Source organism: Cupriavidus consociatus, from assembly GCF_017814975.1.
Taxonomy (GTDB): Bacteria; Pseudomonadota; Gammaproteobacteria; order Burkholderiales; family Burkholderiaceae; genus Cupriavidus; species Cupriavidus consociatus.
Genome location: NZ_JAGIQA010000027.1, coordinates 98,614 through 118,064, shown reverse-complemented (window position 1 = coordinate 118,064; position 19,451 = coordinate 98,614). Strand labels below are relative to the sequence as shown.

19 protein-coding genes and 1 pseudogene are annotated in these 19,451 nt (G+C 66.5%); 15 read left to right on the top strand and 5 right to left on the bottom strand.

Going from position 1 to position 19,451, the window contains the following annotated elements; genetic code table 11:
- From J8I82_RS29310 to J8I82_RS29295, 4 genes are all read left to right on the top strand, one after another.
- The gene (locus tag J8I82_RS29310; RefSeq protein ID WP_209762817.1) at positions 1–1,509 is read left to right on the top strand and encodes an efflux transporter outer membrane subunit; all 1,509 of its coding nucleotides are present in this window, start codon (positions 1–3) and stop codon (positions 1,507–1,509) included.
- A 152-nt stretch (positions 1,510–1,661) separates the two neighbouring features.
- On the top strand, positions 1,662–2,228 hold the full coding sequence (locus J8I82_RS29305; RefSeq protein WP_209762814.1) for an SRPBCC family protein: 567 nt from the start codon (positions 1,662–1,664) through the stop codon (positions 2,226–2,228).
- Between the two features lie 73 nt (positions 2,229–2,301).
- Positions 2,302–2,739 (top strand): hypothetical protein, encoded by a 438-nt coding sequence (locus tag J8I82_RS29300; RefSeq protein WP_245180235.1) that lies wholly within the window; start codon positions 2,302–2,304, stop codon positions 2,737–2,739.
- 82 nt (positions 2,740–2,821) lie between these two features.
- Positions 2,822–3,292: a DUF2127 domain-containing protein gene (locus J8I82_RS29295; protein WP_209762811.1), complete on the top strand. Its 471-nt coding sequence runs from the start codon at positions 2,822–2,824 to the stop codon at positions 3,290–3,292.
- On the opposite strand, the gene J8I82_RS29290 is transcribed toward J8I82_RS29295, so the two are convergent.
- A complete protein-coding gene (locus J8I82_RS29290; protein ID WP_431831592.1) occupies positions 3,289–5,085 on the bottom strand; it encodes an ExeM/NucH family extracellular endonuclease in 1,797 nt (598 codons plus the stop codon). The genes J8I82_RS29295 and J8I82_RS29290 overlap by 4 nt on opposite strands.
- A 150-nt stretch (positions 5,086–5,235) precedes the next feature.
- On the opposite strand from J8I82_RS29290, the gene J8I82_RS29285 reads away from it, so the two are divergent.
- Positions 5,236–5,526: an antibiotic biosynthesis monooxygenase family protein gene (locus J8I82_RS29285; RefSeq protein WP_209762805.1), complete on the top strand. Its 291-nt coding sequence runs from the start codon at positions 5,236–5,238 to the stop codon at positions 5,524–5,526.
- A 9-nt stretch (positions 5,527–5,535) separates the two neighbouring features.
- A complete protein-coding gene (locus J8I82_RS29280; protein ID WP_209762802.1) occupies positions 5,536–6,174 on the top strand; it encodes a CDP-alcohol phosphatidyltransferase family protein in 639 nt (212 codons plus the stop codon).
- A gap of 160 nt (positions 6,175–6,334) precedes the next feature.
- Here the strand turns inward: J8I82_RS29280 and J8I82_RS29275 are convergent, their stop codons facing one another.
- A complete protein-coding gene (locus J8I82_RS29275) occupies positions 6,335–7,636 on the bottom strand; it encodes an MFS transporter (protein WP_209762800.1) in 1,302 nt (433 codons plus the stop codon).
- A 107-nt stretch (positions 7,637–7,743) separates the two neighbouring features.
- Positions 7,744–8,337 carry a TetR/AcrR family transcriptional regulator gene (locus tag J8I82_RS29270; RefSeq protein ID WP_209762798.1) on the bottom strand — a complete coding sequence of 198 codons (594 nt, stop codon included), beginning with the start codon at positions 8,335–8,337 and terminating at the stop codon, positions 7,744–7,746.
- Positions 8,338–8,464: 127 nt separating this feature from the next.
- On the opposite strand from J8I82_RS29270, the gene J8I82_RS29265 reads away from it, so the two are divergent.
- From J8I82_RS29265 to J8I82_RS29240, 6 genes are all read left to right on the top strand, one after another.
- Positions 8,465–9,232 (top strand): SDR family NAD(P)-dependent oxidoreductase, encoded by a 768-nt coding sequence (locus J8I82_RS29265; protein WP_209762796.1) that lies wholly within the window; start codon positions 8,465–8,467, stop codon positions 9,230–9,232.
- A gap of 108 nt (positions 9,233–9,340) precedes the next feature.
- Positions 9,341–9,772, top strand: a complete 432-nt coding sequence (locus tag J8I82_RS29260; RefSeq protein WP_209762794.1) for a cupin domain-containing protein — start codon at positions 9,341–9,343, stop codon at positions 9,770–9,772.
- A 335-nt stretch (positions 9,773–10,107) separates the two neighbouring features.
- Positions 10,108–11,133: an acetamidase/formamidase family protein gene (locus tag J8I82_RS29255; protein ID WP_209762792.1), complete on the top strand. Its 1,026-nt coding sequence runs from the start codon at positions 10,108–10,110 to the stop codon at positions 11,131–11,133.
- An 88-nt stretch (positions 11,134–11,221) separates the two neighbouring features.
- The gene (locus J8I82_RS29250) at positions 11,222–11,449 is read left to right on the top strand and encodes a XapX domain-containing protein (protein ID WP_116321173.1); all 228 of its coding nucleotides are present in this window, start codon (positions 11,222–11,224) and stop codon (positions 11,447–11,449) included.
- Between the two features lie 13 nt (positions 11,450–11,462).
- Positions 11,463–11,654 (top strand): DUF1427 family protein, encoded by a 192-nt coding sequence (locus J8I82_RS29245; RefSeq protein ID WP_116321172.1) that lies wholly within the window; start codon positions 11,463–11,465, stop codon positions 11,652–11,654.
- Positions 11,655–11,761: 107 nt separating this feature from the next.
- Positions 11,762–14,152, top strand: coding sequence for an acetamidase/formamidase family protein (locus J8I82_RS29240; protein ID WP_209762790.1), 2,391 nt, complete (start codon positions 11,762–11,764; stop codon positions 14,150–14,152).
- Between the two features lie 27 nt (positions 14,153–14,179).
- Here the strand turns inward: J8I82_RS29240 and aspA are convergent, their stop codons facing one another.
- A complete protein-coding gene (gene aspA, locus J8I82_RS29235; RefSeq protein WP_209762788.1) occupies positions 14,180–15,625 on the bottom strand; it encodes an aspartate ammonia-lyase in 1,446 nt (481 codons plus the stop codon).
- Positions 15,626–15,656: 31 nt separating this feature from the next.
- Complete coding sequence (locus J8I82_RS29230; RefSeq protein WP_209762842.1) at positions 15,657–16,673, bottom strand: ribonuclease Z; 1,017 nt, start codon at positions 16,671–16,673, stop codon at positions 15,657–15,659.
- 213 nt (positions 16,674–16,886) lie between these two features.
- Here J8I82_RS29230 and J8I82_RS38575 point away from each other — a divergent pair.
- From J8I82_RS38575 to actP, 3 genes and pseudogenes are all read left to right on the top strand, one after another.
- A pseudogene (locus J8I82_RS38575) lies at positions 16,887–17,177 on the top strand (aldehyde dehydrogenase family protein); the annotation flags it as partial.
- A 197-nt stretch (positions 17,178–17,374) separates the two neighbouring features.
- Complete coding sequence (locus tag J8I82_RS29220) at positions 17,375–17,713, top strand: DUF485 domain-containing protein (protein ID WP_209762783.1); 339 nt, start codon at positions 17,375–17,377, stop codon at positions 17,711–17,713.
- Entirely contained in the window at positions 17,710–19,383 is a 1,674-nt protein-coding gene (gene actP / locus J8I82_RS29215; protein ID WP_209762780.1) for a cation/acetate symporter ActP, read from the top strand. The genes J8I82_RS29220 and actP overlap by 4 nt, the downstream gene beginning before the upstream one ends.
- The last annotated feature ends 68 nt before the right edge of the window (positions 19,384–19,451 follow it).

Here is a 19,451-nt window from a genome sequence, read left to right as displayed (position 1 = left end):
ATTGCCCACATCACAAGGCAGTTGCCCCGAATCGCCACGCTGGCCGCCGCGCTGATCCTGGCCGGCTGCTCGCTGGCGCCGACCTACAAGGTGCCGGAGACCGCCACGGTGCCGGCCTACAAGGAAGCCGAGGCCGCGCAGGCCGAAGGTGCGCAATGGAAGACGGCGACGCCGGCCGAAGGCCAGCATCGCGGCGATTGGTGGAAGATCTTCGGCGACGGCGAGCTGGACCGCCTGATGGCTGCCGCGGGCGAATCCAACCAGGACCTTGCCATTGCCGCGGCCCGGCTGAAGCAGGCGCGCGCCTTCACCGGCGCGACCGAGGCGGACCTTTACCCGCAGCTCAGCGTGGGGCTGGACCCCACCCGCTCGCAGCCGTCTGCCGCGTCGCAAGGCCTGCCCGACGGCACGCGGGTATCTCCGCAGACCGTACTGAAGGCACGCGCCTTCGCCAGCTATGAGCTGGACCTGTTCGGCCGCGTCGCGTCCAGCGTCAATGCCGCGCGCGCCGACGGCGAGGCCGCCGAGGACCTGTACCGCTCGGTGCAGCTCGCGCTGCAGGCCGACGTGGCGCAGGCGTATTTCGCGCTGCGCACGCTCGACAGCGAACGCGACCTGCTGAATGCAACCATCCGGCTGCGTGAAGACGCGTTGAAGCTGCTGAAGAAGCGCTACGACGCCGGCGAGACCACCGACCTCGACCCGGCCCGTGCCGAGGCCGAGCTTGGCACCGCGCGTGCCGACCTGGCCGGCATCGAGCGCCGACGCGCCAACCAGGAGCATGCGCTGGCTGTGCTGACCGGTGTGCCGCCCGCAGCGTTCTCGCTGCCGGCGCGGCCGTTCGACGCCGCGCCGATCGCGATCCCGGCCGGGCTGCCGTCGGAGTTGCTGGAGCGCCGGCCGGACATCGCCGCAGCGGAGCGGCAGATGGCCGCTGCCAACGCCCGCATTGGCGTGGCCAAGGCTGCGTTCTTCCCGCGCATCACGCTGACCGGGCTGTTCGGCTTTGAATCGGCCGACCTGTCCAACCTGTTCAAATGGTCGTCGCGCACGTGGATGCTTGGACCGCTGATCGGATCGACCATCGCGCAGACGGTGTTCGACGGCGGCCGCAACAGCTCCAACCTGGCCGGCGCGCGCGCCGCGCACGAGGAAAGCGTGGCCGCGTACCGCCAGACCGTGCTGGTGGCCTTTCGCGAAGTCGAGGACAGCCTGGCCGATGTGCGCTGGCTGAGCCAGCAGGCGGGCGCGCTGGACGGCGCCCTGGGCGGCGCACGCCGCGCGGCGCGGATCTCGCGCAGCCGCTACGATGCCGGCGCGGTCGACTATCTGGCCGTGATCGACGCCGATCGCACCGTGCTGCAGTCCCAGCGCGAAGCCAATGCGGTGGCGGGCTTGCGCGCTGCCGCAACGGTATCGCTGATCCGCCGGCTGGGCGGCGGCTGGGGTCCGGTGCCGGAGACGGTGGCGGCAACACGGCCCGCAACGGCTCCGGTGCCCGCGCAATGACGCGCTGCAACGGCGAGCCATGACGCGCTGCAACCGCGCGCCCCTGGCGCGGCGATGCTGGCGCGATGCCCCGGAATCACTACACTGGAAGCATCGCGCCACGCGTCCCGGACGCCCCGGGACAGATTGGGGCGCGCCTGGGTTGCGTCGTCATGCTTCGCTTCAGGAAACCGGTCTGGGGTTTGATCTTTGCCGCGCTCACGGTGGTGCTGCTGCTGGTGCCATTGCCGTGGGCGGACCGCACCAGCATCCATGACGAAGTGGTAATCGCCCGGACGCCGGGCGAGGTGTTCGACTACATTGCCACGCCGCAGCACTGGCCGGCGTGGTATCCCGCCTCGGGCGCGGTTGCCGGAGCGACGGACCATCCGCTGGGGCCAGGCGAGCGCGTGGCCGAAAGTTTCGTGGCAGGCGAGCGCAGCGCCGTGGTGATCTGGACCGTCACCATCAGCCAGCGCCCGCGCCTCTGGGCCATCGCGGGCGAGGTGCCGGGCGGGCGCCGGGCCGGCACCATTACCTACAAGCTTACGCCGGCCATGACGCCGTCGCTGACTCCATCGGCGGAAAGCACGCGTTTTGAACGGGAATTCAGCTACCAGTCGCCCACGCTGCTCTTTGCATTGATCAATCGCCTGATGCTGCGCTCGCGCCTGCAGTCCGAGTCGGCCGAGGCCGTCAGACGCCTGAAGGCGAGGCTGGAAGCACCGCAGGTGCCATAGCCTTGCACGGCGGGGCGATCGGCACTAAGTTGGAAACAGCGGCGAAAGCGGCTGCAGGAGGTCTTCCATCACCATGACGCCCCGTACTCTTGTCTTCGATCCCACGGCATGGATGTGGCGGCTGGCCTCGGGCGCCACGCTGGCGCTGGCGTTGCAGTTCGGCGCCGGACCATCGCGCGCCCAGCCGCATGAGTCGGGCTCGATCACGATCGGCGGATCGGCGCAAGTGCAGGGGCCGGTTCGGGTCCACGGCACGCTCACCGTCGCCGGCCATGTCTTTGCCAGCGGTCCGCTGACCGCGGCGTATTTCACCGGGCCGGTCAGCGCCCGCGCCGTGCCGTATCGCGGCGGCTACCTGAAGGTGTTCAAGGGCCCGTTGACCGTGCATGGCGACATGGTGGTCAACGGCGACCTGACCGTTGCCGGGCCGCTGACCGTCGATGGCCCGCTTGCCGCCAGCGGCGGCATCGACGCCGACGGGCCAATGCGCGAGCGCGACTACGGTCGCTGAAGCCGCAGCCCTGCCGCGCGCCGTTTCCCTGTTGCACAATACCGGCTTTGCAGTCACTGCACTCCGGACGGGGAAAACACGCATGGCAAAGCAAGGCGAGGGCGCACTGGGCCTGAAGGGCATTGCAATGTTCGAGGCGGCCAAGGGCCTGCTGGTGATCGTCGCCGGCCTCGGGCTGGCCGCGCTGCTGCACCGCGATGCGCAGGCGCTTGCTGAAGCCATCATCCAGCGCCTGCACGTCAACCCCGCCAGCCGCTATCCCACCATCTTCCTGTCGCTGCTCGCGCATCCCGACGACGCGCGCTTGTGGGCGATCGGCGGCTCGGCCGCGGTCTATGCGCTGATGCGCTTCGCCGAGGCTTACGGGCTTTGGCGTGGGCTCGCGTGGGGCAACTGGATCGGCGTCTGGTCCGGCGGCATCTATATCCCGCTGGAGCTGTACGAAGCCTTTGTCCATCCGAGCTGGCTGCATGGCGGGCTGGCGGCGGCCAACCTGCTGGTAGTGCTGTACCTTGCGCGAGGACTGCTGATGCGGCGCGTGTCCGCCGCCTAGGGTACTCCGGCGGTCAGGGCAAGGTCGATCAGCAACGGGTCGTGGTCGGAGGAGCGGTATGCATCCGGGGCGTAGTAGGCCGGCACCGAAGGCGCGCCCGGGGCCGGCGCATACGAGAACGCCGCCGGCTCGTCGGCATTGATGTGCCATGGCTGCACGGCTACGACATGCCTTGCGGCAGCGGCATCGGCGAGCACATGGTCGAGGTAGCCGGCCTGTCCGTTGTAGACGTAGCTGTACGCGCGCGGTCCCGCCAGCTTGGCCACCATGTCCGCATAGCCGCGCCGTGCCAGCAGGCGCACGGGATCTTCCATCGCATAGCTGTTCAGGTCGCCGACCACCAGCACGCCCGCGCCGGGCGCGCCGGTCGGCCCCGTGGCAAGCCAGTCGGCCAGGGCGCCGGCCGCCTGCACGCGCGCGGGATTCCAGCATCCTTGTCCATCCCCCTGGTCGGCTTGCGCGCCAACGGCATCCGCGCAGTTCTTTGACTTGAGGTGGTTGACCACGACCGTCACAGGCGCACCGCCGGCCTTTGCCCGGAAGCTGGCGGCAAGCGGCTGCCGGCTGCGGTCGCCCAGCCACGTGGTGGCGGCACGGCCGACGATCTCCGTGGCGCGGGCGTTGTACAGCAGGCCCACCGCGATCGCATCGCCGCCGAGCGCGCGCGTGCCGGGATCGACGACGCGCCAGTCGGGCCCGAGCCGCGCCGCCAGTTGCCGCACGGCGCTGTCCGGGCCAAAGCCGTTGTTCTGCAACTCCATCAGTCCGATCACGTCGGCATCCAGGGCGCGCAGTGCGGCAGCCAGCTTGGCCTCCTGCCGGGCCAGCGCCGCAGCGCTCCGTGCGCCGCGATTGTCGGCCGCAGCGAGAGCGCCGCCGCCATTGAAGTAGTTTTGCAGGTTGAACGCCGCCACCCGCAGCGTTGCGGCGGGATGGCGCGCCGGCGCGCCCGGACGCGGATTGGCGGCCTGGAACGCCGGAGCCTGCGCGCCGCGCACCGGCTGCAGGCGCCACTGCCCGTGGCGCTTCTCCAGCACGCCGGCCACGCCGCTGACGGTATCGCCGGCACGCAGCGGATGGCTGGCGGCGAGCCGCGGCGGCGGGTAGGGCACCACTTCCGGATACTGGCGCGTCGAGCCATCGTCGAGCAGCAGCCGGTTGCGCGAATTGGCCGCCACGGCTTGCGCTGCCGCCGCGCCTGGCAAGGCGACCTGCGTTGGCGCGAAGGGGCGCCCCAGGCTCAGCGCCAGCGTGCCGTAGCGCGCCAGTTCATGGGTTTCGCTGACCGTCAGCGTCTGCGGCAGCCTGACCAGCATGCCGGCACGGGCGCGCAGGTCGGCATCGCTGGCAGGAAGCGTCAAGGTTGCCGGCGTGACCGGGATGCCGCTGGCGCAGACCGCCGGTGCATCGGCCAAGGTCAGCTGCGTTTGTCCGAATTTTTCCTCGACCCTTCCGGACAGGCGCACGAGGTCCCCCGCGCGCGCCGTTGCCCGCGGCGCATAGACGAACAGCCCTTCCGAAATGCCCGGCCGCTGCTGGCGTTGGGCGTCGGCCTGCTGCACGAAAAAGCCGCGCAGGCCGCGGTCGCCGCTGAAATCCGCGGTCACCACGGCTTCGAGCTCCACCGTGCGGCCGGACAATGCCCCGCCATCCTGGATCTGGGCAATGGCTGTCGCCGGCGCGCCGCATGGCTGCATGGCGCCAAATGCCGGCGCGGCACCGGGCAGGCAAAGAAGAGCGGCTAAGGCAGGGACGTTAAGGTTTCCGGTCAGCGATCGCAAGCGGGTTTGCATGGCAGGTCTGGCAACGAAGTGGCAAGGTCCACGATGCTAGCCGAGCCGTGTAACGGAATGCTTTCCGCGGCATGTGGCGCCGCGATCGTGCTAAGGTAGCAGGAACCCGCCGGCGCGCGCCGGCCTCCAACCCACATACCCGGAACCGCCATGATCAAGGAAATCGCCCAACTCACCATCAAGCCCGGCATGGAGCAGCAGTTCGAACAGGGCGTCAGCCAGGCCAAGCCGCTGTTCCTGCGCTCGCGCGGCTGCCACGGCGTGCAGTTGTTCCGCTCCATCGAGCAGCCCGAGCAGTACACGCTGGTGGTCGAATGGGAGACCGTGGAAGACCATATGGTGCACTTCCGCGAATCGCCCGAATTCCAGCAGTGGCGTGCGCTGGTCGGCGATACCTTCGCCGCGCCGCCGAATGTGCACCACGTATCCAAGGCGCTGTAAGCGAGTTCCATGAACACCCGGCCCGAGCGTCCCCGTCATTTCTCGATGCTGCGCGAACTGCAGCTTGCCGATGTGTTCACGCTCGGCAATGCCGCCTGCGGCATGGCGTCGGTGTTCTTCGCGATGTTCTTCGTCGCGGACCAGCAGCTGTCGCACTTCTATACGGCCGCGGCGCTGGCGCCGCTGGCCTTTATTTTCGACGTGCTCGACGGCCGCATCGCGCGCTGGCGCCATGCCCATTCGGCGCTGGGGCGCGAACTCGATTCGCTGGCCGACGTGATCTCGTTCGGCGTCGGGCCGGCCACGCTGGCGTTTGCCGCCGGCATGCGCGGCGGCTGGGACCTGGCCATCCTGATCTACTTCGTCTGCTGCGGCGTGAGCCGGCTGGCGCGCTTCAACGTCACCGCCGAATCGCTGGCCGCCGGCAGCGACAGCGGCAAGGTGGCGTATTTCGAAGGTACGCCGATCCCGACCAGCGTGCTGCTCACCGGCGTGCTGGCATGGTGCGCCTGGCAGGGGCAACTTGGTGGTGACCTGCCCGGCGGCGCCTGGGCGCTGGGGCCTGCCGTGCTGCATCCGCTGGCGCTGCTGTTCGCGCTGTCGGGCACGCTGATGGTCAGCAAGACGCTGCGCATCCCCAAATTCTGATGAATGGAATGGACCAGCGCCCGCGCGGGAATGCCGCGCCGGCGCTGCCTGGCTGTCCGGTTTTTGTTGATGTTTAAGCCGGCGCGCCGAGCCGGGCACAAAAGTGCCGACTGTGTGCTCCCTCTCCAGCAAGCGGGAGAGGGGAGCACACAACGCCCTGTTACGCCCGGGCGGCCTCCGCCACGCTTGCCGCGCGCTTGCGGCTGACCACCAATGCCAGCAGCGCCGCCACCACGCAGGCCGCCCCGGCTGCATACAGCGCCGGCGTATAGGTCAGCAGCAGCGTGCGCGTCATCCCCGCGCCGAACGCTGCCACGGCCGCGCCGATCTGGTGGGCCGCAAAGATCCAGCCGAACACCACCGGTGCGCGCTCGCGGCCGAAGGCGGTTGCGGCCAGCTTGACCGTCGGCGGCACGGTGGCGATCCAGTCCAGCCCGTAGAACATGGCAAAGATCGACAGGCCGTACAGCGTGAAGGTCGAATGCGGCAGCCAGAACAGCGACAGGCCGCGCAGCGCGTAATACCAGAACAGCAGCTTGCGGCTGTCATAGCGGTCCGACAGCCAGCCCGACAGGATCGTGCCGACGAAGTCGAACGCGCCCATCATCGCCAGTGCCGATGCTGCCGGCACCGGGCCCATGCCAAAGTCGCCGCAGAGCGCGATGAAATGCGTCTGGATCAGCCCGTTGGTGCTCAGGCCGCAGATAAAGAAGGTGCCGGCGAGGACCCAGAAGGCCTGAGTGCGCGCGGCATCGCGCAGCACCACGAACGGGGCGCGCAGCGTCAGCGGTGCCGGGGGCGCGGACGGCTGCACCGGCACCGCGGCCGGGACTTCGCCGAACGCCGCCAGGCCCACGTCGGCGGGACGGTTGCGCATCAGGCCGAGCACCAGCACGGCCAGCAGCGCACATGCGGCCAGCACGGGCAGCACGGCTACGCGCCAGCCCATATGCTCGATCAGCCAGGCCGCCACCGGCAGAAATGCGAGCTGGCCGGTGGCGGAACTGGCGGTCAGCAGGCCGATGACCAGCCCGCGCCGCGCGCTGAACCAGCGGTTGGCGACCACGGCGGCCAGCACCAGCGCGGTGAGCCCGGAGCCGACGCCCAGCATCAGCCCCCACGCGACGAAGAGCTGCCACAGCTCGGTTGATACCGTTGCCAGCGCCATGCCGCCTGCGATCAGCGCCAGCGCCGCGCAGACCACGTTGCGCACGCCGAAGCGCTCCATCAGGATGGCGGAAAAGGGAGCCATCAGCCCGAACAGCGCAAAGCGGAAAGCGAGGATTGACGAGATCTCGTCGGTGTTCCAGCCCATCTCGCGCGCCAGCGGCGACAGGAACGCGCCGGGCAGGCCCAGCGCGGCCGAGGTGGTGAGCATCACCAGGAAGGTGAGGGCGGCGACCAGCCACGCGTAGTGGATGCCGCGCCGGTCGAGCCGGCGGGATAAGGCTTGCGCGAACATTGGGTTTCTCTGGACTCGTTGGGTGGCGATGGGCAAAAGGGGGCCAGCCCGCCGGCCCGGAGGTGGCAGGGGGAAGGCCGGCACGTGGTTGACAGACGGGGTGGCGGCTAGGCGGAACTGCCCAGCAAACGGTTGCGGACGGCGTCAAGCATGGCGTCGGAGATCGGATCGCCTTCGGTTGCGCGCGCCAGCGTCAGCGCACCGACCAGCATGGCCATGCGGACCAGGGCCTGTTCCTCGCGTATCTGCGGGTTCTCGCTGGCTACGGTCGTGGCCATTTCATCGACCAGTACCTTGAAGCCGTCCAGGAAGGCCTGCCGCACCGGCTTGTCGGCCGGTTCGCGCGCCACGTCCGCCGCCAGCGATGCCGCCGCGCAGCCGACGCCAGGGTTGGCGCAATGCGCAGCCGTCAGGTAAGGCTCGACCAGGTTGGCCAGCATGGTGTGCCGGTCGCCGTTGGCGCGCGCCAGCCGGCGTGCCCAGCGCGCGGCAGATTCTTCGAAGGCACGCTTGCAGGCCTGCGCGGCGAGCGCGTCCTTGGACGCAAAGTGGCCATAAAAGCCGCCGTGGGTCAGGCCGGCATCGGCCATCAGTTCGGCGACGCTGACGCCGTTCAGTCCGCGCTCGCGGAACAGCCGCGACGACGATTGCTCGATCGCCTCGCGGTTCTTGTCGGCTTGTTCGCGTGATGCGCGCGCCATGTGAAGGACTCCTCGGAATTCTGCCTTGACCGCAGTTTAGATGATGGCCATACTTTATTCAATAGATGTCAGCCATCATCTATTAAACCGGAAAGACCTCACCATCGCCCTTCAGGAGTTATTCGTCATGCACAATCTTTTCGATTTGAGCGGCCGCGTTGCCGTCGTCACCGGATCCACGCGCGGCATGGGCCTCGCCATGGCAAGGGCGCTTGGCAGCGCCGGCGCCGCGGTGGTGGTATCGGGACGTGACGCCGAAGCGGCGCGCACCGTTGCCGCGCAGCTTGAAGCGGAAGGCCTCCGCGCCACCGGCATCGCCTGTGACATTGCCGACGTCGACAGCGTGCGTGCTTTCGCAGAGCAGGCGCTGGCCGCCTACGGCCGGGTCGATGCGCTGGTCCTCAGTGCGGCGGCCGGCGCCACACCGGGTTCCATGCTGACGCAAGGCCCCGATGTGTTCGATGCGGCCATGGCCGGCAACGTACGCGGCAACCTGATGCTGGTGAACGCGCTGGCGCCGCAGATGGCCGAGCGCCGCGATGGCTCGATCACTTTCATGTCGAGCATCGCGGCGAAGCGCGGCTCGGCGTTCCTTGGCCTGTACAGCGTGACCAAGGCAGCGATCGACCAGGCCATGCGCAGCCTTGCGCTGGAGCTCGGCCCGTCCGGCATCAACGTCAATGCGATCAACCCGGGCCCGGTGCGCACGGAATTCTCGCGCGATGCCCTGTGGGGCGACCCGGAACGCGAAGCGCGCCTGGCCGCGGGCGTGCCCATGCGGCGCATCGGCGAGGCGGAGGACGTGGCGGGGCTGGCGGTGCTGCTGGCGGCGCCGGCCGGACGCTACATTCACGGCCAGAGCATCGGGGTGGATGGGGGCTTGTCGGCACAGTAAGGCGGTGCGGCGCCAGGCGGAGCGCGCGATTGAACGGCCATCGGCACATCGCTATGATGAATTTGCAGGTGGCCGTTCAAGCCTGCCGAGACAGCGGAGCATTGCATCATGCAGACAACGAGCGCGACCGTGCCGTCGACCCTGGTGGCGGTGCATCCGGACCGGGAAATTGCCACCAGCCAGAAGCTGCCGTATTTCGTTGGCATCTCCGGCACGACGGCAGGCGCCAGGGCATTGTCCATGCACCTTGTCGTTGTCCCGCCCGGCGCGCACGCGGAAGCCCATGTGCATTGCGAACACGAGACTGCCATATACGTGCTGGAGGGCCGGGTCGAAACCCGCTACGGACCCGGCTTGCGAGATTCCGTGGTCACTGAAGCGGGCGACTTCCTGTTTATCCCGCCCGGCGTTCCGCACCAGCCGTTCAATCTCAGTGCCACCGAGCCGGCCCGCGCCATCGTTGCCCGGAACAGTCCGGACGAGCAGGACAGGGTACTGCCGTACGATCCTGCGGCGGATACCGCTATTCGGTCGCGGTGAAGCCGGAAGCCATGACCACAGGCTTCCACCGCGCCCGCTGATCAATCGTCGGCCCGCGCGCACGTTTACCCTAGTACGCACCAGCACAAGTCTTTGGGGCGAATCGCCATATTGGTCCCACACCGCCCCCTCCTAGTATGAATTCACCGCGCGGCACCGTAAGCACTGCGGCGCGGTATCCGGGCTTTCCTGTCCGGACGCGAGTCGCCGAGTTCAATGACGGCGATTCATGAGAAGCACGAATAGCCGATATCCCCCTCTCAGCCTGCCCGGGTACCGCTGCTCACCGAGTGAGCGGCGGGGGATGCGGCCGCGAAAAAAATCCAGGAGACAACATGCTGCATGACCTGCCCGCTCGCCCCGAGACCATCCATTGGGGCTATTTCGATGCCACCAAGGCGCCCGCCCTGACCGTGAAAAGCGGCGACCTGATTCGCGCCGAAGCCGTGACACATCACGCAGGCGATGCGCCAGACCTGATGATGGATGACGCCATCCGCGAGATCTACCAGAAGATCCCGCATGATGATCGCAACCCCGGTGTGCATATCATGACCGGGCCCATCTATGTCGAGGATGCCAGGCCCGGCGATGTGCTGGAGGTGCGCTATCTCCAGATGATCCCGCGCTTCCGCTTCGGGGCCAACGTTGCGGCGCACTGGGGACAGCTCTACAGGGAGTTCGGGAAAGAGCGGGTCACGATCTATGAGCTGGACCAGGCCTCCAACACCGCGCATGCGCTCTATGCGTTCGATTATCCCGGCAAGCTGACCACTCCCGGCAAGGTGGTCGACGACCGCGAATGCTGCCGCCAGCCGGCGCTTGCCGGTGTGCGCGTTCCGGTGCGCCCCCATCTGGGCACGGCGGGGGTCGCGCCCGACAAACGCGGTCGGGTCACTACCGTCGAGCCCGGACTGCATGGCGGCAATATCGACAACTGGCGTATCGGTGCGGGGGCCACCATGTACTATCCAGTCCAGGTCGATGGCGCCCTGTTTTCGATCGGCGACCCGCATATCTCGCAGGGCGACGGCGAAATCAGCGGTACGGCGATCGAGGCCTCGCTGAACGTACTGTTCCAGGTGATCCTGCGCAAGGACTTTCACTTCCCTTCGCCGCTTCTGGAAACGCCGGATTGCTGGGTCGTCCACGGTTTCCACGAGGACCTCGATGAAGCCGGCAAGAACGCGGCCCGCGACATGATCCAGCTGCTGACGGAACAGCAGGGCCTCTCGCGCGATGACGCCTACTCGCTGATGAGCGTGTCCGCCGACTTCGGTGTGACGCAGGTCGTCGATGGCACGCAGGGCATCCACTGCACCATGCCTCGCGCGATCTTCCCCCCGAAGGGCAAGGGCTGAGCTGGCACCCTCATCGAATCCACGCACTGCCGGACGCCCGCCGCCGCCAGGCGGGACCCCGCGCGGCTGCGGAACCGGAGCAAGCGGCATGCAATACGTCTACGTAGGACGCAACGAATGGGTTGCCCTGATTGTCGGCCTGGTCACCGGCACCCTTTATTCCTGGCTGAACTTGCCGATTCCCGCGCCCAATGTCACCGGCGGGATCTGCGCCATCCTTTTTACTTACCTCGGTTACCTGATCGTGCAGGCGTTGCGCAAGACGATCGCCTTCGGGCGCCCGCCGCAAGGCAGCCAGGGCAACGGAATTTCCTGAGAGGGAGAACAACATGGTCGAAATTGCATTGGGGACGACCGAGTTGCAGGCGGCGGCCGTCGGACTGGTGACTGGTATTGTCTACACTGCTGTTCGTGCGCCGATACCGGCGCCCAACGTGCTTGGCGGCATCTTTGCCATCTTCGGCACATTTGCTGGTTTCGTGCTGGTTGCCGCAATGCGAGGCCAGCTGATGGTCGGATAACCTGGCGGGGCCGAAGGCCCTTGCAGAGTTGCCTGAAGCGTTGGCGGATCACCTTGTCCGCCAACTACGCTACTGCGCTATTGCAGAATGCTGCCCGGGAGGCTGAATTGCACCTTTTGCGCTTTTCCACCGAAGCCTATCCGCACAACCGGCGGGGCGCCGCCTGGCGCGACGAACTCAGGATCGCGCGGCTGCATTGCGAAAGCCTGTGCGCGGATCACACCCTGCACGGTACGATCCAGTCGAGGACAACGCCCGCGGGAATAGAACTGGCCTGCATCTCGTCGGTTCCCCAGACCCTGAGCGTTGCCGCGGGAGACGGGCGCGGCATGATGCTGCTGTTGCTGGTCGAAGGCAACGCCACCCTCGCCGCGCCGGACCTGCGCGAGCCCCTGCGGCCTGGCCAGCTTGCATGCGTGCCGCAACAGGACTCCCGGAAGCTGGTGCTCAGCACCGGCTTCCGGCTGATGGCAATACACATCGGGCAGGCATTGCTCGGCACCAGGATCACGGCTCCGCTGCCGGGGGCCGCGCTGGTGCTTTCCGGCGACTCGGCCGAGCTGTTTGCCCGGCTGCTGCAATCGATGGCCCTCAGCTTCGATACGGTAGTGTCGGCTGAGGGCAAGGCGCTTCAGCCGTTCGAGAACACCATCATTTCGTGCCTCGGCGCGGTCCTTGCGGAGAGCCAGGCAATGCCGGCCGCGGACATGACGCCATCGCGGTCCGCCATCTTTTCCCGCGTCTGCAGCCGCATTGATGCTCGCCTTTCGGAACCGGAGCTCAGCCTTGCCGCCATCGCCGCGGACGAGCGCCTGTCGGCTCGTTACTTGCAGAAGCTCTTCGAGAAATCGGGCAGCAGTTTTTCTTCCTATCTGCGCACCAGCCGTCTTGACCGATGCCGCGCCGATCTGGCGAACGCGCAGTATGACAAGCTCTCGATTTCCGATATCTGCTATCGCTGGGGTTTCAACGATCCGTCCTATTTCAGCCATGCGTTTCGCGAACAGTTCGGCATCTCGCCGCGCGCATACCGCGACCAGATGGCGATTGCGCCCGCGCCCCGGCCACCGCAGAAGGTGTCACGCGGACTTCCCGCGCATGCAAAGCTTGCCCCCGCCATGCGCGCAGCGCCGCTCGTTCACGGCCCGGTTGATGCGCAGCAACCCGTGCCCGCCGTGGTTTCCCTTGCCCAGGCGCGAGCGCATGCCGCGCGCCACGAAGGCCGGCACCACTGGCTGCAGGCGACGGACAAGACTGTGCATTGGGGCTACCTGAGCCACGCGCTGCCGCCGGTGCTGGAGGTAAAGTCGGGCGACAGCGTCACGATCGAGACGCTGACCCAGCATGCATCGGATGACCGCGAGCGCATGATCGAGGGGGATCCCGGCGCGGAAAGCGTCTTCCACTGGACCGCGGAGCAGAAGAATGTCAACCGGCGCGGCGCCGGACCGATCGATGCTTCGGTCTATGGGCGTGGTGCCGGAGAAGGCTTCGGCGTGCATATCTGCACCGGCCCGATCGCGGTTCGTGGCGCCATGCCAGGCGATGTCCTTGAGGTGCGCATCCTCGATGTACGTCCGCGGCCGTGCGCCAATCCGCGCTTTGCCGGAAAGGCGTTCGGCAGCAACGCCTCGACCTGGTGGGGGTTTCACTACCGCGACATGCTGACGGAGCCGCGCGAGCGCGAGGTGGTGACGGTCTTCGAGATCGATTGCGAACGTGCCGACGGTTGCGCGCGCGCGGTCTACAGCTTCCGCTGGACGCCGCAGCGCGATCCCTTCGGCGTGCTGCATCCGACCATCGACTATCCCGGCGTGCCGGTCGACCATGCCACCATCAGCAAGAACTACGACGTGCTGCGCGATGTCGCCATACCGGTCCGGCCGCACTTCGGCGTCATTGCCGTGGCGCCGGCGCAGGACGGGCTGATCGATTCCATTCCGCCATCGAGCTTCGCCGGAAACCTGGACAACTGGCGGGTCACGCGAGGCGCCACCGTTTACCTCAGGGTTGCCGTTCCGGGCGCCTTGCTGTCGATTGGCGACCCCCATGCCTCCCAGGGCGACTCGGAGCTATGCGGAACGGCGATCGAATGCTCGCTTACCGGCGACTTCCAGCTGGTCCTGCATAAAAGCACAATGATTGAACGCGGGTCTCCATTTGCCGACCTGAGCTACCCGTTGGTGGAGACCGCCGACGAGTGGATACTGCACGGCTTCAGTTCCCCGAACCATCTGACCGAGCTGGGCAAGATGGCACAGAGCGATATCTACCTGAAATCCACGCTCGACGATGCCATGCGCGATGCCTTCCGCAAGGCCCGCCGCTTCCTGATGACGGTCAAGGGGCTGACCGAAGACGAGGCCGTCACCCTGATATCGGTTGCCGTGGATTTCGGGGTGACGCAGGTCGTCAATGGCAACTGGGGCATCCATGCCATCATCAAGAAGTCGTTGTTTGCGGATTCGCTCCCCGGTCGGGACCACGGCCGGGGATGAGCCACAGCAAGCCACAGCGGACCTTGTTCACGGCTTGCCAGCGGGCTTGTCTGTCGGTTTGTCGGCGAGCTTGTCCGCACGGGGCCGGATCAGCGTTTCGGGCCGCAACGCCTCCTCGAGCGCCTCGGCGGTCATCAGGCCTCGCGCCAGCACCACTTCGCGGATGGTGGTCCCTTTGGCATGGGCCTCGGCGGCGACGGAGGTCGCGTTCTTGTAGCCGATCACGGGATTGAGCGCCGTCACCAGTGCGATCGAGCGCTCGATGGTTTCGCGCAAGCGCTCGGGGTTGGCGGTAATGCCGTCGACGCACTTCTGCGCCAGCGTCAGGCAGCCATTGGTCAGGTGCCGGAAGCTGCGTAGCAGGCTGGCGGCGATCACCGGCTCGAAGGCGTTGAGCTGCAACTGGCCGGCCTCCGCGGCGAAGGTGATGGTGGTGTCGTTGCCGAACACTTCGAAGGCGATCTGGTTGACCACCTCCGGAATGACGGGATTGACCTTGCCGGGCATGATCGACGAGCCCGCCTGCATCGGCGGCAGGTTGATCTCGCCGAAGCCCGCGCGCGGCCCGCTCGACAGCAGCCGCAGGTCGTTGCACGTCTTGGACAGCTTGACGGCAATGCGCTTGAGCACGCCGGAGATCTGCACAAAAGCGCCGCAATCCTGCGTGGCTTCCACCAGGTTGGGGGCGAGGCACAGGTCGATGCCCGTGATCCGCCGCAAAGCGACCACGGCCTTCGGCGCGTAGTCGGGATGCGCGGTGATGCCGGTGCCGATCGCGGTGGCGCCGAGGTTGATTTCGCGGATCAGCAACGCGGTTTCGCGCAGGCGCGCCATGTCTTCCTCGAGCATGACCGCATACGTGGAGAACTCCTGGCCGAGCGTCATCGGGACCGCATCCTGAAGCTGGGTGCGGCCCAGCTTGAGCAGGCCGGAGAACTCCGCCGCCTTGCGGTCGAATGCGGCGCGCAGGACTTCCATCGCTTCGAGCAGGTGTCCGATGGCGAAGTACGTGGCAATGCGCAGCGCAGTTGGATAGACGTCGTTGGTGCTTTGAGCCATGTTCACGTGCTCGTTCGGGTGCAGGAACTGGTATTCACCCTTGCGGTGCCCCATGTGCTCGAGCGCGCGGTTGCAGATGACCTCGTTGGCATTCATGTTCGTCGACGTGCCGGCTCCGCCCTGGATGGTGTCGACAATGAACTGGTCGTGCAGCTTGCCCTCGCGGACATCATGGCAGGCGGCCAGGATGGCGTCGCGCAGGTTTCCCGGCAACAAGCCGAGTTCAGCATTGGTCTCGGCGGCGGCCTGCTTGACGGAGGCCAGCGCAATGATCAGCTCCGGCCAGGAGGAGATGGGGGTGCCGCTGATCTGGAAGTTCTCCCAGGCCCGCAGGGTGTGGACGCCGTAGTAGGCGTCGGCCGGCACCTGGCGTTCGCCAAGCAAGTCGGCTTCGGTGCGATGGGTATTGGTCATGACGCGATTCGATAAAAGTTGATGTGGCCGGTCAGCAGCGGAGTTGCTCCCAGGCCGCCTGCACTTCACTAGCCACCTCCTCGGCACGGCCCAGGTAACGCGGCGAGAAATGAAACGGCGTCACCGCGCGGGCACCGATGCAGAATGCAATGCGGCCAGCCTGCGCGGCGGTCAGGTGGTTCTTGCGCAAAGCGTGAGTGCGGTCCGCATCCAGGAACACACTTTCGATAAAGAGATGGTCGACGCCTTGCATCAGGTTCGACAGCGCTTGCACGTTGTCGCTGGTATCGCGCAGGTCGGTTACGTAGCCGATGCGCTGGCCAGGCTCGGCGTCAAGGATCAGGCGGCTTAGTTCGCCGATCGTTCGTGTCTCCGCACGGTCGCCGCTTCGGTCGCGCCATTGCACGAGCATCGACGTATCCAGGGAGGCACCGGTCAGCACCGCATGCTTCAACTCGCGCAGCCAAGCACCTTTGGTCATGCCCGATGCTTCCAGGCGCTCCTTGTCGATGCCGAGCCGGGTTTTTTCCTCGACTATGTAGGCCAGGCATGGAATGCCGTGGTCGACAAAGCAGGCGCGCACACGGAACGTCGTCTCGTCATGCACGATATCTTCGGATCGTTCAGTCGTTGCCGCGGCCACGCTGGCAAAGCGATCCCGGCTTGAAAACCGGGCGCTGCGCATGTGGCCGTCCAGTGCAAGTTCAAACGCCTCAACCACCAGCTCGAGGTCGTAGCGGTGCACGACGTTCCAGGTATAGGCACGCAGCTTGTGCCCGACCTGCGCCACGAATCCTGGCCCGCCATACAGCACGATGGACGGCTTGCGACCCAGCAGTACCCGCAACAGATGATCGAAGCCGGAAAAGTGATCCATATGGGTATGCGTGACAAACACATGCGACACGCGCATCAGGTTGCGCGGCATCAGCGCGGAGATGTCGCCCAGGTCAAATAGCAGGGCGCGCCGTTCGTCCAGGAAGTCCACGAGCAAGACGGGGTCGCCGAAGACGTCATTGACGAGGCGGGCTTGCAGCAGGGGACGCATGGTCAATCGCGTGCGAACCTCATGGAGGCAAGGTGCCTGTCCGGGCACATAGGGAGTTGCCGGGCCCGTTGTTCTCAGCATAGGACGCCCCGGTTTGCGGTGCATCGAAATTTCCCGTGGGACAACGCCTCCCGTTACGCGCTCCCACCTCGACATTGTTTAATGAACTAAACAGTGAGTCGAGCCGCAGCCTATTGCCAGCGGGCGAGCGCTGCATGGCGGGCAGGTGACACCGCGGAACGGCTGCTGCCCGCACTGGTGGAGCGTGCGCGCACCCTGAAGATCGGCAATGGCTTGCAGCCGGATGCCGAGATTGGCCCGGTGGTGACCCGCGCGGCGCTGGAGCGCATCGAGGGCTATATCGGCGTCGGTGTGGAAGAGGGCGCGTCGCTTCTGCTCGATGGCCGCGGCCTGCGTGTCGAGGGCCATGAGCCGGGCTTCTTCACCGGTGCCACGCTGTTCGACCACGTCACGCCGGAGATGCGGATCTATCGCGAGGAAGTCAATTCACGCAAGAGGCCGCCTGTCTTCGACAGGCGGCCTTTTTCTCGTGCGCCGCGCGTTTTCACAGGGTTTCATCCCTCACCGGCAGTGATGGAAGGCATCACCAAAGATCGTTTTACATGAGCGCTCCGGCCACCTAATTTAGGCGTACCCAACCTTATCTGCATCTCTGCTGCACGATCAAAAAAGGAGGAGACATGTCCCGTACAACCGCCTATGCAACCACCTATACAACCGCCTGTTCCATCATTGGCGAACATCCACTCTTCGAGGAACTGGTCCGGCGGCGCAAGCGGCTGGTGGTGCTGCTATCCGCCGTCACGCTGGTTCCGTACTACCTCTTCATCCTCGTCGCGGCGTTGAGCCCCGATACGCTGGCGGCACGGATTTCGGCGCAAAGCAGCATCAGCGTCGGCTGGCTGGTCGGCGCGCTGATCATTCTCGGCGCGTGGCTCCTGACCGGCCTCTACGTCAGCCGTGCCAACAACGAATTCGACGGCCTCACCAGCAAGCTGATCCGGGAGGCGTCAAAATGAACTCCATCGCCAAACTGTCCCTGGCATCGGCTGCCTTGCTTGGCGCCGCCATTGTCCATGCCGGGCCGGCAGCCCTGCAGTCGGCACAGACCCAGCCGATCAACGTGGTCGCCATCGTGATGTTCCTGCTGTTCGTGCTGGCGACACTGGGCATCACCTGGTGGGCCGCGTCCCGGACCAGGTCGCTGGACGACTTCTACACCTGCAATGGCGGCATCACCGGCTTCCAGAACGGCCTGGCACTGGCCGGCGACTACATGTCGGCGGCCGCGCTGCTGGGTGTCACCAGCATGATCTTCGCCAAGGGCTACGACGGCTTCATCTATGCGATCAGCTTCTTCGTCGCGTGGCCGCTGCTGCTGTTCCTGCTCGCGGAAAAGATCCGCAATCTCGGCAAGGTAACGATCGCCGATATCGCCTCCTACCGGCTGGACCAGGACCGGATCCGCACCTTCATGTCCTTCGGCTCGCTGACGATCGTGTGCTTCTATCTGGTCGTCCAGATGGTGGGAGCCGGGCAACTGATCCAGCTGCTGTTCGGCCTCGAGTACAGCTACGCCGTGATCGGCGTGGGCCTGCTGATGATGATCTATGTCATCTTCGGCGGCATGGTCGCGACCACCTGGGTGCAGATCATCAAGGCGGTGCTGCTGCTGGCCGGCGGCACGCTGCTTGCGGTCCTTGCGCTGTGGCGGTTCGGCTTTTCGTTTGAAGCGCTGTTGACGCAGGCGGTGGCCAGCCACAAGGACGGCGTGAAGATCCTCGCACCCGGCGCGCTCGTCTCCGACCCGCTGTCGATGCTGTCGCTGTCGGTGGGCCTGGTGTTCGGCACGGCGGGGCTGCCGCACATCCTGATGCGCTTCTTCACGGTGCCCGATGCGCAGCAGGCCCGCAAGTCAGTCTTTATCGCAACCGGGTTCATCGGCTTCTTCTTCCTCATCGTGGCGGTGCTGGGGCTTTCGGCCATCGTTATCGTCGGGCAGGACGGTGCGTTCTTCGAGGGCGGCGTAGCGGGCGGCAGGATGATCGGCGGCAGCAATATGGCAGTGATGCACCTCGCCAAAGCGCTTGGCGGAGACCTGTTCCTTGGCTTCCTGTCGGCGGTTGCCTTCGCCACCATCCTGGCGGTGGTTGCGGGCCTGACCATGGCCGGCACCTCGGCGATTTCCCACGACCTCTACGCCAGGGTGCTCAGGAAGAATACTGCCAGCCCCGCGGACGAGATGCGCGTGTCCCGCGTGGCGTCGGTGTCGATCGGCGTGGTCGCGGTGGCGCTCGGGATCCTGTTCAAGGAGCAGAACATCGCCTTCCTGGTCGCGCTGACCTTCGGCGTGGCAGCTTCGGTCAATTTCCCGATCCTGGTGCTTTCCATCTACTGGAAGGGGCTGACCACGCGCGGCGCCCTGGCCGGCGGCATCGCCGGGCTGGTGTGCGCGGTCGGGCTGGTGATCCTGTCGCCCGCGGTCTGGGTCAAGATCCTTGGCTTCAAGGCAGCGGTCTTTCCCTACGACTATCCCGCCATCGTCTCGATGAATGTTGCGCTGCTATGCACCTGGCTGGTGTCGGTCACCGATCGCAGCGCGCGCAGCCGCCGCGAGCGGGAGGCCTATGGCGACCAGTTTGTCCGTGCCCAAACCGGCATCGGCGCGTCCGGCGCGGTGAGCCACTAAGGCAGCGGATCGACAGTGCAAGCCCTTGCCTTCACCCACCATCGATTTGAAGTCATCCGGAGTTGAAC

Coding starts and splice junctions, on each gene's coding strand:
- J8I82_RS29305 (WP_209762814.1), top strand. CDS start 1,662: ATGCTTCGCTTCAGGAAACCGGTCTGGGGTTTGATCTTTGCCGCGCTC.
- J8I82_RS29300 (WP_245180235.1), top strand. CDS start 2,302: ATGACGCCCCGTACTCTTGTCTTCGATCCCACGGCATGGATGTGGCGG.
- J8I82_RS29295 (WP_209762811.1), top strand. CDS start 2,822: ATGGCAAAGCAAGGCGAGGGCGCACTGGGCCTGAAGGGCATTGCAATG.
- J8I82_RS29290 (WP_431831592.1), bottom strand. CDS start 5,085: ATGCAAACCCGCTTGCGATCGCTGACCGGAAACCTTAACGTCCCTGCC.
- J8I82_RS29285 (WP_209762805.1), top strand. CDS start 5,236: ATGATCAAGGAAATCGCCCAACTCACCATCAAGCCCGGCATGGAGCAG.
- J8I82_RS29280 (WP_209762802.1), top strand. CDS start 5,536: ATGAACACCCGGCCCGAGCGTCCCCGTCATTTCTCGATGCTGCGCGAA.
- J8I82_RS29275 (WP_209762800.1), bottom strand. CDS start 7,636: ATGTTCGCGCAAGCCTTATCCCGCCGGCTCGACCGGCGCGGCATCCAC.
- J8I82_RS29270 (WP_209762798.1), bottom strand. CDS start 8,337: ATGGCGCGCGCATCACGCGAACAAGCCGACAAGAACCGCGAGGCGATC.
- J8I82_RS29265 (WP_209762796.1), top strand. CDS start 8,465: ATGCACAATCTTTTCGATTTGAGCGGCCGCGTTGCCGTCGTCACCGGA.
- J8I82_RS29260 (WP_209762794.1), top strand. CDS start 9,341: ATGCAGACAACGAGCGCGACCGTGCCGTCGACCCTGGTGGCGGTGCAT.
- J8I82_RS29255 (WP_209762792.1), top strand. CDS start 10,108: ATGCTGCATGACCTGCCCGCTCGCCCCGAGACCATCCATTGGGGCTAT.
- J8I82_RS29250 (WP_116321173.1), top strand. CDS start 11,222: ATGCAATACGTCTACGTAGGACGCAACGAATGGGTTGCCCTGATTGTC.
- J8I82_RS29245 (WP_116321172.1), top strand. CDS start 11,463: ATGGTCGAAATTGCATTGGGGACGACCGAGTTGCAGGCGGCGGCCGTC.
- aspA (WP_209762788.1), bottom strand. CDS start 15,625: ATGACCAATACCCATCGCACCGAAGCCGACTTGCTTGGCGAACGCCAG.
- J8I82_RS29230 (WP_209762842.1), bottom strand. CDS start 16,673: ATGCGTCCCCTGCTGCAAGCCCGCCTCGTCAATGACGTCTTCGGCGAC.
- J8I82_RS29220 (WP_209762783.1), top strand. CDS start 17,375: ATGTCCCGTACAACCGCCTATGCAACCACCTATACAACCGCCTGTTCC.
- actP (WP_209762780.1), top strand. CDS start 17,710: ATGAACTCCATCGCCAAACTGTCCCTGGCATCGGCTGCCTTGCTTGGC.